General features: G+C 71.0%; 13 protein-coding genes. 9 read left to right on the top strand and 4 right to left on the bottom strand.

Annotated elements, in window-relative coordinates; all coding sequences use genetic code 11:
• Positions 1-44: 44 nt before the first annotated feature.
• Entirely contained in the window at positions 45-2,837 is a 2,793-nt protein-coding gene (gene ppc / locus ACZ53K_RS17265) for a phosphoenolpyruvate carboxylase (RefSeq protein WP_468836808.1), read from the bottom strand.
• 384 nt (positions 2,838-3,221) lie between these two features.
• Here ppc and ACZ53K_RS17270 point away from each other — a divergent pair, with 384 nt between their 5' ends.
• The 6 genes from ACZ53K_RS17270 (at position 3,222) to ACZ53K_RS17295 (ending at position 8,773) form a co-directional block, all read left to right on the top strand.
• Complete coding sequence (locus ACZ53K_RS17270) at positions 3,222-4,211, top strand: acyl-CoA desaturase (RefSeq protein WP_468836810.1); 990 nt, start codon at positions 3,222-3,224, stop codon at positions 4,209-4,211.
• A gap of 25 nt (positions 4,212-4,236) precedes the next feature.
• Positions 4,237-4,923, top strand: a complete 687-nt coding sequence (locus ACZ53K_RS17275; RefSeq protein WP_468836812.1) for a TetR/AcrR family transcriptional regulator — start codon at positions 4,237-4,239, stop codon at positions 4,921-4,923.
• A 401-nt stretch (positions 4,924-5,324) separates the two neighbouring features.
• Positions 5,325-5,618 (top strand): WXG100 family type VII secretion target, encoded by a 294-nt coding sequence (locus ACZ53K_RS17280; RefSeq protein WP_468836814.1) that lies wholly within the window; start codon positions 5,325-5,327, stop codon positions 5,616-5,618.
• Between the two features lie 50 nt (positions 5,619-5,668).
• On the top strand, positions 5,669-6,919 hold the full coding sequence (locus tag ACZ53K_RS17285; protein ID WP_468836816.1) for a WXG100 family type VII secretion target: 1,251 nt from the start codon (positions 5,669-5,671) through the stop codon (positions 6,917-6,919).
• 45 nt (positions 6,920-6,964) lie between these two features.
• Entirely contained in the window at positions 6,965-8,077 is a 1,113-nt protein-coding gene (locus ACZ53K_RS17290; protein WP_468836818.1) for a hypothetical protein, read from the top strand.
• Positions 8,078-8,140: 63 nt separating this feature from the next.
• Complete coding sequence (locus ACZ53K_RS17295; RefSeq protein WP_468836820.1) at positions 8,141-8,773, top strand: hypothetical protein; 633 nt, start codon at positions 8,141-8,143, stop codon at positions 8,771-8,773.
• Positions 8,774-8,782: 9 nt separating this feature from the next.
• Here ACZ53K_RS17295 and ACZ53K_RS17300 read toward each other — a convergent pair whose 3' ends face one another.
• A complete protein-coding gene (locus ACZ53K_RS17300; protein WP_468836822.1) occupies positions 8,783-9,139 on the bottom strand; it encodes a VOC family protein in 357 nt (118 codons plus the stop codon).
• 19 nt (positions 9,140-9,158) lie between these two features.
• Entirely contained in the window at positions 9,159-9,977 is an 819-nt protein-coding gene (locus tag ACZ53K_RS17305) for a trans-aconitate 2-methyltransferase (protein WP_468836824.1), read from the bottom strand.
• 159 nt (positions 9,978-10,136) lie between these two features.
• On the opposite strand from ACZ53K_RS17305, the gene ACZ53K_RS17310 reads away from it, so the two are divergent.
• The 3 genes from ACZ53K_RS17310 (at position 10,137) to ACZ53K_RS17320 (ending at position 13,905) form a co-directional block, all read left to right on the top strand.
• Positions 10,137-10,634 (top strand): MarR family winged helix-turn-helix transcriptional regulator, encoded by a 498-nt coding sequence (locus ACZ53K_RS17310; protein WP_003984378.1) that lies wholly within the window; start codon positions 10,137-10,139, stop codon positions 10,632-10,634.
• Between the two features lie 81 nt (positions 10,635-10,715).
• Positions 10,716-11,621 carry an SDR family NAD(P)-dependent oxidoreductase gene (locus ACZ53K_RS17315; RefSeq protein ID WP_468836826.1) on the top strand — a complete coding sequence of 302 codons (906 nt, stop codon included), beginning with the start codon at positions 10,716-10,718 and terminating at the stop codon, positions 11,619-11,621.
• Between the two features lie 163 nt (positions 11,622-11,784).
• Positions 11,785-13,905, top strand: coding sequence for a beta-galactosidase (locus tag ACZ53K_RS17320; RefSeq protein WP_468836828.1), 2,121 nt, complete (start codon positions 11,785-11,787; stop codon positions 13,903-13,905).
• A gap of 51 nt (positions 13,906-13,956) precedes the next feature.
• Here the strand turns inward: ACZ53K_RS17320 and ACZ53K_RS17325 are convergent, their stop codons facing one another.
• The gene (locus tag ACZ53K_RS17325) at positions 13,957-14,736 is read right to left on the bottom strand and encodes a LuxR C-terminal-related transcriptional regulator (RefSeq protein ID WP_468836830.1); all 780 of its coding nucleotides are present in this window, start codon (positions 14,734-14,736) and stop codon (positions 13,957-13,959) included.
• Between the last annotated feature and the right edge of the window lie 319 nt (positions 14,737-15,055).

The following is a 15,055-nucleotide window of genomic DNA, read 5'->3' on the forward strand; positions in this document are numbered from 1 at the left end:
GGATGAGGGCCGGCCGGGGCGGGTGCCCCGGCCGGCCCCGGGATTCACCCCGTGTTGCGCAGACCCGCCGCCACTCCGTTGACGGTCAGCAGCAGGGCCCGTGCCAGCACCGGGTCGGCTTCCTCGCCGCGTTCGGCCGCGGCCCGCTGCCGGTGCAGCAGGGTGACCTGGAGGTAGGAGATCGGGTCGAGGTAGGCGTCCCGGATGTGGAACGTCTGCTTGAGCACCGGGTTGGATTCGAGCAGTTCGCTCTCTCCCGTGACGCGCAGGACTTCCTGCACGGTCAGCTCGTGCTCGGCCTTGATCGTGTCGAAGACGTGCTTGAGCTCGTCGGGTACGAGGGTGTCGACGTAGTGCCGGGCGATCCGCAGGTCGGTCTTGGCCAGCGTCATCTCGACGTTGGACAGGAAGTTGCGGAAGAAGTGCCAGTGCTCGTGCATCTCGTCGAGGACGACGTCGAGTCCGGCCTCGCGGGCGGCCTTGAGGCCCGTACCGACGCCGAACCAGCCGGGGACGATCTGCCGGGACTGGGTCCAGCCGAAGACCCACGGGATGGCGCGCAGGCCGTCGAGTCCGGCGCCGGAGTCGGGCCGGCGGGAGGGCCGGGAGCCGAGGTGCAGTTCGGCGAGCTGGTCGACCGGGGTGGACGCGAAGAAGTACGCGGGCAGGTCGGGGTCCTCGACGAGCCGCCGGTACGCGCCGTGTGCGGCGTCGGAGACGGTCTCCATGGCGGCGTCCCAGCGGGCGAGCGCCTCGTCGGACTGGCGCGGCGCGGTGTGCAGGGCGGAGGCCTGGAGGGTGGCGGCGACGGTCAGTTCCAGGTTCTCCCGGGCGAGGGAGGGGACCAGGTACTTGTCGGAGATGACCTCGCCCTGTTCGGTGACCTTGATCTCGCCTTCGAGGGTGCCGTAGGGCTGGGCGAGGATCGCGTCGTGGGAGGGGCCGCCGCCGCGGCCGACGGTGCCGCCGCGGCCGTGGAAGAGGCGCAGGCGTACGCCGTGCCGGTGGGCGACGTCGCGCAGCAGGCGCTGGGCGCGGTGGATCTCCCACTGGCTGGTGGTGATGCCGCCGAACTTGGAGGAGTCGGAGTAGCCGAGCATGACCTCCTGGACGTCGCCGCGCAGGGCGACCAGGCGCCGGTAGGAGGGGTCGGCGAGCATTTCGTCCAGCAGCTGGTCGGCGATCTTCAGCTCGTCGGTGGTCTCCAGGAGCGGCACGATGCCGATCTTGGCCCAGCCGGCGTGCAGGTCGATCAGGCCGGCTTCGCGGGCCAGGACGGTGGCGGCGAAGACGTCGTCGGAGCCCTGGCACATGGAGATGATGTACGACTCGACGACCTCGGGGCCGAAGGTCTTCTTGGCCTTGAGGACGGTGCGGAAGACGCCGAGGGTCTTGGCGCCGGCCTCGTCGAGGGGGGCGGGGCTGGGGGCGAGGGGGCGGCGCGAGCGCAGTTCCTTGGCGAGGAGCTTGCGGCGGTAGTCGCGCGGCATGTCGGTGTAGCGCCAGGATTCCTCGCCGAGGCGGTCGAAGAGCTGGCCGAGGGCGTGGTGGTGGGCGTCGGCGTGTTCGCGGACGTCCATGGTGGCGAGCTGGAGGCCGAAGGCCGCGATGGTGCGGATCGTGCGTTCCAGGCGGCCGTCGGCGACGAGGCCGCCGCGGTGCTCGCGCAGTGAGGTCTGGATGAGGGTGAGGTCGTCGACGAGTCCGGCGGTGCCGAGGTAGTCGCGGCCGGGGACGTGGGGGGTGTCGGCGGCGAGGCGTTCGCGGGTGTTGACGAGCTTCTGGCGGATGCAGGTGGCCTTGAGGCGGTACGGCTCTTCGGCGTTCAGCCGCTTGTAGCGGGGGCTGATCTCGGGGAGCGCGTCGAGGTCCTGCTGGAGGGAGGCGAGGAGTTCGTCGGTGGCGCCGCAGTTGCGGATGGAGTTGGACAGGGCGCCGCGCAGCTCGTCGATGTGTTCGAGGGCGTCGGTGATGCCGTGTTCGTGCTGGAGGATCAGGACGTCCCAGGTGACCTGGGGGGTGACGTTGGGGTTGCCGTCGCGGTCTCCGCCGATCCAGGTGCCGAAGGTGAGGGGGCGGGTGCCGGGCGGGAGCTCGGCGCCGGCCCGTTCCAGTTCGGCGGCGAGGTCTTCGAGGACGTCGCCGACGGCGCCGCGGCCCAGCTCGTCGAGGTAGTAGATCGCGTTGCGGGCCTCGTCGGTGGGCTCGGGGCGGGCCACGCGCAGCTCGTCGGTCTGCCAGATGAGGTCGATGTTCTCGGCGAGGCGCAGGTCGGCGCGGCGGCGTTCGGTGGTGTCCGTGCGGTCGAGGAGTTCGGCGACCTTGCGGAGCTTGGTGAGGACCGAGCGGCGGGCGGCTTCGGTGGGGTGTGCGGTGAAGACGGGCCGTACGCCGAGGTTGGCGGCGGTGGCGCGCAGGTGCTCGGGGTCGGCGTCCTTGAGCATGTCGGCGGTGCGGGCGAGGATGCCGCCTTCGGCGGCGCGCCGGGCGCGCAGTTCGCGGCCGCGGTGGACCTGCTCGGTGACGTTGGCGAGGTGGAAGTAGGTGGAGAAGGCGCGGACCAGCTTGGCGGCGGTGGGCAGGTCGGTCTCGCCGAGGAGCCGGGCGGCGGCCTCGCCGTCGGAGCGGGTCAGGGCGCGGACCTGTTCGACGAGGTCGAGGAGGTCCTGGCCTTCCTGGCGGACGAGGGTCTCGCCGAGGAGGTCGCCGAGGCGGCGGATGTCGGCGCGCAGGGGGCCGTTGTCGCGTGCGGCGTCGGCGGCGGCAGAGGTGTCGGTGGCACCGGTGGCGCCGGTGCGCTCGTCGTTCGCGGCGGGGGTGATGTCGGCACTGCTCACAGGTGCGGCTCCTTGCAGTGATCTTCGTGATCTGAGCACGTCCGGGCGCTGGCAGGGGTGCTCCCGGCGGTGCCGGGGGCGGGTCGCGGACCGCGCTGTCCGACGTTTCCCAGGATAGGTCTCCGCGGCGTCGGCGGATCACCCTGTCCGTTTGGTGGGCACCTACCTGTTCGGGGTGCTGCTCACACCTGGACGTTGTTCATGTGTGACGGAACTTGCACTGTTCCCGCACCTTGCTTGGTGCAGTTTTTGCCGCAATTCGGTCACCCGTTACCGACCTGTCGGACCCTTGCCCGCACTGGCCGCGCTGCCATACTTACGAGACCGTAGGTTACGGTCCCGTAGCCGTAATCGCGCCCCCGAGCCCCCGACGAGGGACACCACATGACCGCTAGCCCCGAAGTCATCGAAGAGACCCCCAAAACCGCCGGAACGCCGCTGCCGTCCGCGACACTCGGCAGCGACAGCAAACGCTCGGCCGAACAGATCACCCTGCTGCTGTTCATCACCCTGCCCTTCGTGGCGCTGGTGGCCGCCGTGCCGCTGGCCTGGGGCTGGGGCGTGAGCTGGCTCGACCTGGCGCTGATGGCGGCGATGTACTTCATCGGCTGCCACGGCATCACCATCGGCTTCCACCGCTACTTCACCCACGGCGCCTTCAAGGCCAAACGCCCGCTGCGGATCGCGCTGGCGATCATGGGCTCGCTGGCGGTCGAGGGACCGCTGGTGCGCTGGGTGGCCGACCACCGCAAGCACCACAAGTTCTCCGACGCCGAGGGCGACCCGCACTCCCCCTGGCGGTTCGGCGAGACGGTGCCGGCGCTGATGAAGGGCCTGTGGTGGGCCCACATCGGCTGGATGTTCGACGAGGAGCAGACGCCGCAGCACAAGTACGCGCCCGACCTGATCAAGGACGACGCGATCCGCCGGGTCTCCCGCCAGTTCGTCCTGTGGACCGTCGTCTCCCTCCTCGTCCCGCCCCTGGTCGGCGGCCTGGTCACGCTGTCCTGGCAGGGCGCGGCCACCGCCTTCTTCTGGGGCTCCCTGGTCCGCGTCGGCCTGCTGCACCACGTCACCTGGTCGATCAACTCGATCTGCCACGCGGTGGGCAAGCGCCCCTTCAAGTCCCGCGACCGCTCCGGCAACGTCTGGTGGCTGGCGGTGCTCTCCTGCGGCGAGTCCTGGCACAACCTGCACCACGCCGACCCGACGTGCGCGCGGCACGGCGTCATGAAGGGGCAGCTCGACTCCAGCGCCCGTCTCATCCGCTGGTTCGAGAAGGCCGGCTGGGCCTACGACGTGCGCTGGCCGAACGCCTCCCGCCTCGACGCGAAGCGCCTGGACGGGGCCGTACCCGGGGGTACCGGGCGGTGATAGCCGGGGAAGGCATGATTGACGGGTGGCGATCGACGGCAGCAGCGTGAACGACAATCAGGGCAAGGCCCCCTCAGGCGCGGGCACCCGGCGCACCCGCAGGGTGCGCATGACGGGCGCCCAGCGCCGTGAGCAGCTGCTCGACATCGGTCGTGCCCTCTTCGCCGAGCGCGGCTTCGAGGGCACCTCGGTCGAGGAGATCGCGGCGAAGGCCGGTGTTTCCAAGCCCGTCGTGTACGAGCACTTCGGCGGCAAGGAAGGGCTGTACGCGGTCGTGGTGGACCGCGAGATGCGCCAGCTGCTGGACATGGTCACCGGCGCGCTCACCGCCGGCCACCCGCGGGAACTCCTCGAACAGGCCGCCTTCGCCCTCCTCGACTACATCGAGACGTACACCGACGGCTTCCGCATCCTGGTCCGCGACTCCCCCGTGGCCCAGTCCACCGGCACCTTCGCGTCACTGATCAGCGACATCGCCACCCAGGTGGAAGACATCCTCGGCCTGGAGTTCAAGGCCCGCGGCTTCGAGCCCAAGCTGGCCCCCCTGTACGCCCAGGCCCTGGTCGGCATGGTCGCCCTGACCGGCCAGTGGTGGCTGGACGTCCGCAAGCCGAAGAAGGCCGAGGTCGCCGCCCACCTGGTGAACCTCGCCTGGCACGGCCTGGACGGCCTGGAGCCCAAGCCCCGCCTGATAGGCCACCGCCGCGCCTGACCCGCGCCACTCCTCCCGCACCGCGCGGCCCGTCCAGGGGGCCCGCGGCCTCTTGCCGCGCCCTCGCGCACCTCCGCTCCCCCATATCTCCCGCTAACCGGATATGCCCGATACACCCGCTTTCCCCACCCATACCTCCCCATCCCCCTTTCCACCCGACACACACCACAAATTCATCGCATCAATTCCCGCCCGACGCCATCATTTCCACACCCTTTACTTTTTCATCGCCTGAACCAAAAACACCCCGCGATACACTCGCCCCGCATCCCGTCCGGTGGTTACCGTTCCCCCGGCTCGATCACCGCGAGACCGACGCCGTAACCTCTCCCGCACGGCATTCCGCTTTATGTGAATGCTCCGGCTGCGAAGGCTTCACTCTCACGGGGGAGAACTGCGACATGGCGAATGATTTCCGTATCGACGTCGAGCGCGTACAGAAGATGCTCACCAAGCTCTCGGACGCCGACGACCGCATGCGGGACGCCCAGAAGCGCCTGAACAAGGTGGGCCCGAAGGCCCTGGGCACCGACGGCCTCGACGACGCCTGCGACGAGTTCCAGGACCAGTGGGGCGACGGCATCAAGCGCATCGCGGACGCCGCCAAGGACATCAACGATCGCCTCAAGGCCACGCTGGACGCCTACAAGGCGGGCGAAGAAGAGAACCGCAAGATGCTCAGCGGCAAGAAGTAACCGAACGCCCGCACGCCCGTAACCATTCTTTTCTCACCAGGGGGAGACGTATGTCCTGGCGGAGCATGTTCATCGAGGACGACGCGGCCTGGCCCGGCGTCGGATTCAACCCGGCAAAGGGCGACCTGCACGCGATTCAGGCACTCTCGTCCGACGTCAAATCCGTCGGCGACGAGCTCGATGAACTCGACCAGCTGCTCAAGTCCGTCGGCAAGAGCGACGGCGCATGGGAGGGCGAGGCGGCGCAGGCCTTCGCGAAAAAGCTCGGCGAGCTGCCCAAGTACCTCAAGCAGGGCAGCGAGTCCATGCACGACTGCGCGAAGGCGCTGCGCGGCTGGCACACCCACCTGCAGACCTTCCAGGACAAGGCCGGGAAGATCGAGGCGGAGGCCGCCCCGGCCCGCAAGCAGGCGGACGCCGACCGCGACCACTTCGACGCCCTGTACAGCAAGTACCAGCCGTACTTCGGCCAGCCGATGGAAGCCGCGGACGCCAAGAAGATCAACGACTTGCTGGAGACGGCCCGCGACAAGGCCGACACCTCCAAGGACAAACTCGACGACCTGGTCCGCGAGGCCGAGCGCATCCACGCCCAGTGGAAGGACCGCGCCGGCGAGGCCGAACGCGCCATTCTCAAGGCCTCGGAGAACCACCCGCCGGACATCCACTGGTGGAACCGCGCCGTCGACGGCCTGAAGAGCGCTTGGCGGGGGTTCAAGGACTGGCTGGTGGAGCATGCGGATCTGCTGTCCAACATCTCCGCGGGCCTGGCAGCCGCTGCGCTGGCGGTCAATGTCATTCCCGTGGTCGGCCAGGTGGGATCCGCCCTTCTGGGCGGTGCCTCGGCGGTGTGCGCGGCCGGCGCGATGGCGGGCCACTGGATGGGCAACGCCCGCGGCAACGGCACTCCGGGCTGGAAAGTCGGCCTGGACGCGCTCGGTGTGCTCCCCGGGTTCGGTGGCGCAATCAAGGTCGCTACCGCGGGATTCAAGGAAGCTGCTGTCGGGGCCAAGCTGGGCGCGAAGGTGGGTGGCGCCGTCAAGGGGCTGGGCAACGTCAAGAACGTCCTGCGGGAAACTCCCGGAGGCATCCGCGACGGTCTGACGAAGCCCTTCAGCATGAAGATGATCAACGGCGGACTGGGCAAGGCGTTCGGCGGCGCACAGCTTTCCGACGGCGCCATTCACGGCATCCAGTTCGGGATCAAGGGCGGTTCGTTCCTCCACGGGCAGATGCAGCATGCGTCCGGGCAGGAGCAAGCGGCTTCCGGAGCCGCGTTCCATCAGACCCTCGCGGCCTGATAACGAGAGGGTCTTCTTCCCATGTCCCAGGCACCGCTCGAAAATGTGAGTGACCAGCCGGCGCCGGCTGCGGCCCGGCCGCGGTCACGGCTGCACATCGGCTGGATCATGCCGCCGTTCATCCGCGAGATACCGGTCGACGCTCCGGACGCGGAAGCCGCGGCCGAACGGCTGCACGCGCTGGCCACCGAACTGATGCCGGAGCATTCGGTGGAGGACCGGTTCCGCTTCGCGCTGGGCATCGGTGCCCAGCTGGAAGCAATGATCGAGGCTGACGTCATCTATGCCGGGCTGTGCTTCCTGGAAGTGGACGAGCACCCCACGGCCTCCACCATCATGGTCAGCCAGGTCGAGCACGACAGTGCCGACGACGAGGAACTGCTGCGTGTCACTCGGGAGCTGCTGGAGCGCAAGAACCCGGACGACGAGTACCGGACCGTGGAGCTGCCGTGCGGGCCCGCTCTGACCCGTATCGGCTCCGCCGTCTTCCACCTCGCCGCCGAGTGGTCGCCCACCGGCCGGCCTCTGCCGGTACGGCAGTCGCAGATTCAGGTGTACATCCCCCTGCCCGGCACTCAGGACATGCTCATCTTCACCCTCGACTGCCCGTCCCCGGAGGCCTGGGACCTGCATTCCGAGCTCTTCGCCGAGATCCTCAAAACCGTCGACTGGGGATCCGACCAGGAGATCGAGGACTACCGGGCCATGCGGCAGAGCGCGCCGGTGGCGGCGGCCGAGCCGGACGCGGCGGTTCAGCAGGAATTGTTCTGGCACTCCAGCCGGCTGCTGGACGCCGCCGCACTGCGTGCCCGCATGACCGGCGGCGACCGGGCCGACTCGGTCACCTGTGCGGCGTGCTGGAGCAAGGGGCTGCGTTCCGCCTGTTCGGCGAAGCACGGCTGGCGCCTCGAAGGCGCGCCGGCTGCCGACCTCACGGCCGCGCTCTCCCGTGTCGTATCCGCCTTCTCTTCCCAAGGCTGGCAGCTGGCACCGCCGGACAGCGGTGAGGGCGTGCGGGCACAGGCGGGGGAGGCGGTGGCGCGGTCCGCGGGCTTCGGGTTCACTGTCTCCGTGGACGCCACGGCCGGCGTGTTCTCCGCCGAAGTCACCTCGCCGTGCGAGCGCACCGCGACCGCAGCGGATTCGGTATTCGGCTGATGAAGCAGTCTCGCCCCCGCCGATCGCCGTCGCGTTTCCCGACCGACCAAGGAGTTCCCCGTCGTGACACCCGAGCTTGAACAGAAGGTTCTTTCCGCCCTGCCGCCGGGCGAGAAGCTCCTGGCGGGCTTCGCGGTCTCGCGTTCGCTGGCGTCCAGCCGGAGTCAGGGCGGGAGCAGCAGCGCTCCGGACTCGCGGCGGCCCAAGGTGCTGGTGGGGCAGGAGAAGGACGGGGACGGCTGGGCTCGTTTCCTTTCCCGGGTCTTTCGTATGTTCACCACCGATGTGCCGGCCCAGCAGCGCGGCACCTCCATCGAGGAGCCTTCGCTGCGAGGCAAACGCCGGAAGCACAAGGAGTCGTTCTTCGGCGGCTGGGACAGTTTGGCCGGGCGATTCCTGATCGCCGGACAGCCGCGGTCCAAGACCGGGGCGGCCGCCATCGTGGCCGTCACCGATGTCTGTATGCGCTTCGTCTACGTACAGTACCGGCGTGTCCGGGGCGGTCTGGGCGAGGCTGTCGAGCTGGGGGCTTCCTTCCCCCACGACGCTCTGGTGTGGACTCGGCGTCACGAGCCGAAGAATGAGATCCAGTTCGGATTCTCCGACGGGTCCTGGGGAACGCTGTTCGTCTCCGACGCGGGGGATTTCATCAGGCATTTCCCGGGGACGCTCGGCCACAAGGATCCGATTCCGTAGCACTGCGCCTCATTCCAGGAATTCCAGCCCGTTGCCGGCCGGATCGTACGCATGGAAGCGGTCGTGCCCCGGAAGATTGTCGTCCCAGCCGACCGGGACGCCGTGGCCGGTGAGACGGGCCGCGTAAGCACGAATGTCGGTGACGCGGAAGGCCGGGTGGGCCTTGCGGGCCGGGTGGAAGTCGGGCGCGATGCCCAGGTGGAGCTGGCTGGTCGGGCCGGCCTCGAACCAACACCCCCCGCGCGCGGCCGGCGCAGCCGGCTTGGGAATCTCCCGAAGTCCGAGGACGTCCCCGTAGAACGCGCGCAGGGTGGTTTCGCTGCCGGGTGGTGCGGCGAGCTGGACGTGGTCGAGGCCGGTGATCATGGGTTCACCTCATCGGGGGTCAGTGTTCTTTGCGGGCCACCACGAAGATGCGGCGGAACGGGAAGACCGTGCCGTGCGGGCCGGGTGGGTAGGACTTGCGCAGCAGGTCGCGGTACTGGGAGAGGAATTCGTCGCGGGCCGCCGGGTCGTGTTCGAGGGCGGTCAGTACGGGGCGCAGGGCCGTGCCCTTGACCCAGTCGAGGACCGGGTCCTCGCCTTGGAGGAGCTGGACGTAGGTCGTCTCCCAGGCGTCCACCGCGCAGCCGAGCGCGGTGAGGCGTTCCAGGTAGGCGGTGGGGTGGAGGATGTGGACGAAGCCGCGGCCGTGGCCGGCGAGGCGGTCGCGCCATTGGGGTTCGTCGCAGAGCTCGCCGAGCAGTGCGTGGCTGGGCGAGGTGAAGTTTCCGGGGACCTGGAAGGCGAGGGTGCCGCCGGGGGTGAGGCCGTCGATCCAGGCCGGGAGGGATTCGGGGTGGTTCGGGACCCACTGGAGCGCCGCGTTGGAGACGATCAGGTCGAACGGTTCCGCGGGGCGCCAGTCCGTGGCGTCGGCGGGGCCGAAGTCGAGGTAGCCGCCGCCGGGGGTGGGTCCGGCGTACAGGTCGGCTTCCTTGAGCATGTCCGGGGAGCTGTCCAGGCCGGTGATGTGCGCGTCGGGCCAGCGGTCGGCGAGCTGGACGGTGACGTTGCCGGGGCCGCAGCCGAGGTCGGCGATGCGGGCGGGGCGGTTGCGGTGGGGCAGCTCGGGTATGCGGGCGAGCAGGTCGTGGAACGGGCGCGTACGGTGTCCGGCGTGGCGCAGGTACTGCTGCGGATCCCAGGTTGGTGCGACGTGCATGTTCGAACCCCTTCGGCTGATACAGGGTTGGTACAGGCCACGCGAGCGCAGCGTGAGCCCATCGCCGACGATGCCCAATAGTCCACGGAAATATATCTTGGCGTCAAGAGACTTGGCATCAAGAGACTTCATGTCGACAGACCAACTACACTGATCGGCATGGAGGACGAGGTCGACCGACTGGTCGCAGCATGGCGCCGGGAGCGCCCGGACCTCGACGTGGAACCGCTTGAGGTCCTCAGCCGCATCAGCAGGCTGGCCAGACACCTCGACCGCGCGCGCCGCCTCGCCTTCTCCGAGGTCGGTCTGGAGCCCTGGGAGTTCGACGTGCTGACCGCGCTGCGCCGCGCGGGGGCCCCGTACCAACTTTCCCCGGGCGCGCTGCTGACGCAGACCCTGGTCACCTCCGGCACGATGACCAACCGCATCGACCGGCTGGCGAAGAAAGGCCTGGTCGAACGGCTGCCCGACCCCAGCGACCGGCGTGGCGTACTGGTCCGGCTGACCCCGGAGGGGCGCGAGGCGGCCGACGAGTCGCTGGCCGGGCTGCTCACGCAGGAGCGCGCGATCCTGGCCGAGCTGTCCCACCAGCAGCGCGGCGAACTGGCCCGGCTGCTGCGCCAGTTGACGGCACCTTTCGACAACACGCCGGGCTGACGGCCGTACGCGGACCGCGGCGTGGCACCGCCCGCCGCGTCCCCTTGCCGTGCCCCCGCCCGTTGGGCTTGGATCGCGACCATGAGCCAGCACGGCCCGCGGGGTCAGCAGGGGCATGAAGGCGAGCAGGGCTACGGGGACCGGTACGGCCGGTACGGGCAGCAGGGCCGCCCCCGGCAGCAGGGTGCGTACGAGCGGTCCGGGCACCGGCGGCCTTCGGGAGCGCCGGACGGCTCGCGGTTCACGGGCCGTACGGTCCTGGTGTCCGGCGCCGCCGCCGGGATCGGCGCCGCGACCGCCGACCGGCTGGCGGCCGAGGGCGCGCAGGTACTGCTCCTGGACATCGACGACGAGCGCGGCGAGCGCACCGCCCGCCGTATCCGCGCTCTGGGCGGCCGGGCCTCATACGAGCACTGCGACGTGGCGCGCGAGGACCACTGGCAGCGTGCCGCGCACGCCGCCCGGCAGCGGTACGGGCCGGTGGACGCGCTGGTCAGCAACGCCGCCCTGCAAGGGCCGCACGCGCCCGCCGACGTGGCCGCGCGGGCGGACTGGGAGCGGCAGCTCACGGTGAACCTGACCGGGGCCTTCCTGGGCGTGCGGGCCGTACTGGCGGATCTGCGGGAGCGGTGCGGCGCGGTGGTGCTGACCTCGTCGGTGCAGGCGTACTTCGGGCTGCCGGGCCGTCCCGCGTACGCCGCGTCCAAGGCGGGGCTGACCGGGCTGGCGCGCCAGCTGGCCGTCGAGTACGGGCCGGAGGTACGGGTGAACAGTGTGCTGCCGGGGCCGGTGCTGACGGACGCCTGGGAGGCCGTCGGCGAGGCGGACCGGCGCGCCAGTGCCGAGGCGACCGCGGCGGGGCGGCTGGGGCGCCCGGAGGAGGTGGCGGCGGCCGTCGCTTTCCTGCTCTCCGACGACGCGTCGTTCGTGACGGGGACGGACCTGGTCGTGGACGGCGGCTGGAGCGTACGGAAGACGTCGTCCTGACCGGAGGACGAAAGGGCGGGGCACGGCGCACCGGCCGAAGGCCGGATGTGCGCGGTGTGGCGGCCGTCCGCGGGAATCATGGGGGGTACGGGCGGCCGCCCCGCACCCGTCGGCCGCGCCGCCCGCGGCTCGTGCCGGTACACCTCGCGACCAAGGGGGCCCGATGGGCATCCATTTCGGTGCGGACTACAACCCCGAGCAGTGGCCCGAGGAGGTGTGGGAAGAGGACCTGAGCCTGATGAAGCGGGCCCACGTCACCATGGTGACCGCCGGGATCTTCTCGTGGGCGAAGGCCGAGCCCCGGCCCGGCGCGTACGACTTCGACTGGTTCGACCAGGTCATGGACGGCCTCGGCGGCGCGGGCGTCCGCGTGTGCCTGGCCACCATGACCGCCTCCCCGCCGCCCTGGCTGACCCGCGCACATCCGGAGGTCCTGCCGCAGGACCCGGACGGCCGGCGCCGCTGGCCCGGCGGACGGCAGCACTACTGCCCGTCCAGCCCGGTCTACCGCGAGCACGCGGTCCGCCTCGTCGAGCGGCTGGCCGCCCGCTATGCCGGGCATCCGGCGCTGGCCATGTGGCACATCGGCAACGAGTACGGCTGCCACACCCGCCAGTGCTTCTGCGACGTGTCCGCAGCGGACTTCCGGCGCTGGCTGCGCGAACGGTACGGGAGCGTGGCGCACCTCAACGACGCCTGGTCCACGGCCTTCTGGTCGCAGGCGTACACGGATTTCGACGAGGTGCTGCCGCCGCGTACCGCGCCCACCTTTCCCAACCCCGCCCAGCAGCTGGACTATCTGCGGTTCAGCGACGACGCGCTGCGCCGCTGCTACCTCGCGGAGAAGGAGGTGCTGGAGCGTACGAGCCCCGGGGTGCCGGTGACCACGAATCTGATGCCGTTCCACAAGCCGGTGGACGCCTTCGCGTGGTCGCGGGACATGGACGCGATGGCGCTGGATTTCTACCAGGACCCTTTCGACCCGGAGACGCATCTGAAGGCCGCGTACACCTTCGACCTGATGCGTTCGGCGCGCGGCGGGCAGCCCTGGCTGCTGCTGGAGCAGGCCCCCGGCGCGGTCAACTGGCGGGCCCGCAACGGCCCCAAGCCGCCGGGCGCGATGCGTCTGTGGAGCTGGCAGGCCATCGCGCAGGGCGCGGACGCCGTGCTGTATTTCCAGTGGCGGCAGTCGCGCGGCGGTGCGGAGAAGTTCCACTCGGCGATGGTGCCGCACGCCGGTACGGACACCCGGATCTTCCGCGAAGTGTGCGACCTGGGGCGGGAGCTGGCGTCCGTACCGGAGATCGCGGGGACGCGGGCGGTGCGGCCGACGGCGGCGCTGGTGACGGACTGGGACAGCTGGCGGGCGCTGGAGCTGGACTCGCACCCGTCCACGGCACTGCGCCTGCCGGACCTGGCGCTGGGGCACTACCGGCCGCTGTTCGAGGCGGGCGTCGCGTGTGACGTCGTGCCGCCGGACCGCGACCTGTCCGGCTACCGGCTGGTCGTCGTGCCGAACCTGTATCTGCTGAGCGAGGACGGCGCGCATCGGCTGGCTTCCTATGTGCGGGGCGGCGGACAGCTGCTGGTGTCGTTCTTCTCGGGGGTCGTGGACGGCTGCGACCGGGTGCACCCCGGCGGCTGTCCGGGGCCGCTGCGGTCGCTGCTGGGCCTGCGGGTGGAGGAGTTCTGGCCGCTGGACGAGGGCGCGACGGTGGGCGTACGGGGCTTCGCGGGCGGACCGGGCACCGCGGGCGTCCGGGGGCGGGGCAGGAGCGGTTCCGGCAGCGGTCGGGCGCGCCCGGGAGCGGCGCCGGGCGCCTGGGAGCTGCCCGCCGGTACGGCGGACCTGTGGTCGGAGGCCATCCGCCTCGAAGGCGCCGAGCCCGTCGCGGAGTTCGCGGACGGCGACCTGGCGGGCGGTCCGGCGGTCACCCGGCACGGTTACGGCGCGGGCACGGTGACCTACCTCGGCACCCGGCTCGAACCGGCGCTGATGCGCGCGCTGATGGACGGCGTGCGGGCGGCGGCGGGCGTACGGCCGGTGCTGGCCGGGCTGCCCGAGGGCGTACAGGCCACCGTCCGGGAGGGCGCCGGCGGGCGCTTCCTGTTCCTGCTCAACCACGGGGTACGGGCAGCCGACATCGCGCTGCCCTGCCCGATGGCCGACGCGCTCGCCGGGACGCGCGGGGAGCGGGCGGACCATACGTACCGGATAGCGCTGCCGGCCCGCGGTGTGGCCGTGCTCAAGGACCTGCACAAAGCGGTGCCCAGGGAGAGCTGACCGGGGACCGGCCGGTGCCGGGAGCGGCGCGGGCGGGCCCCGCGCCGCGCCTCAGGTCAGCGCGGAGGCCGCGGCCGTGGCCGGTTCGAGCTCCACCGGGCCGACACCGGCCCGCCGCGCCAGTGCCACGGCGGCGAGCGTCGAGTGGACGCCCAGCTTGCCGAGCACGTTCTGCATGTGCGTACGGACCGTGTGCGGGGACAGGAACAGCCGCTCGGCGACCGCCTTGCGCCCGAGCCCCGCCACCATGCAGCGCAGTACCTCGCGCTCGCGCGGCGTCAGCGACTCCACCAGCCGCTCGCTTTCCGTACGGTGCTTGCGTGCCGCCGTCAGCTCCCGCAGGACGCCGGTCAGCAGCGCGGGCGGCAGATGCGTCTCGTCGCGCAGCACGCCGCGGATGACGGCGAGCAGGCGGGAGAGCGAGCAGTCCTTGGCGACCCAGCCGCCGGCCCCCGCCTGCAGGGCGAAGGCGGCCCGGCGCGGGTCGTCCTTCTCGGCAAGCACGACGGTACGGACGTACGGGTACGCCGTACGGACGCCCGCGACCAGCGAGATGCCGTCCAGCGGCCCGCCGTCCGAGGCGCCGTCGCGGCCCTGCACGGGCTGGGACGGTACGGCTGCCAGCGGCGCTGCGACGGTGCCGAGGTCGGCGTCGATGAGCATCACGTCGAAGCGCCGGCCGTCGGTGGCCGCCCGCTCCAGGCTGCGCAGAGCCGCCGGCCCGCTGCCGGCCGCGGCCACGTCCACGTCCTGTTCGGCCGCGAGTGCGGCCGCCAGGGACTCGGCAAAGATGCGGTGGTCGTCGACCACCAGAACCCGGATGCGTTGCACTGAGACCCCCTGTCTCGGGGAACGGACCAAGTGGGCACGGCGCCCGGGACAACGGCCGACGCAGCCGCACGGCCGCCGCCGTGCCGCCTTGGCCACCCCACCCCGGGCGTCGTACCCGACTGTCTCGCCCCCTGATCAGCACCGGCCCCCACCGGTGCTGGGACTCAGAGTACGGACGGGGTGCGGCAACGGAAGGCTAATCGCAAAACTGCCCGGCCCGAGTGTTCAGGGTGGGGCCCAGCAGCCGTCGAGGGACACAAGTCGACAAGGTTCGTCCGAATACGATCGGCCGGCGGGCGGGCCCGCGCAGATCCGGAAC

It is taken from the genome of Streptomyces sp. NPDC033221 (assembly GCF_055577005.1).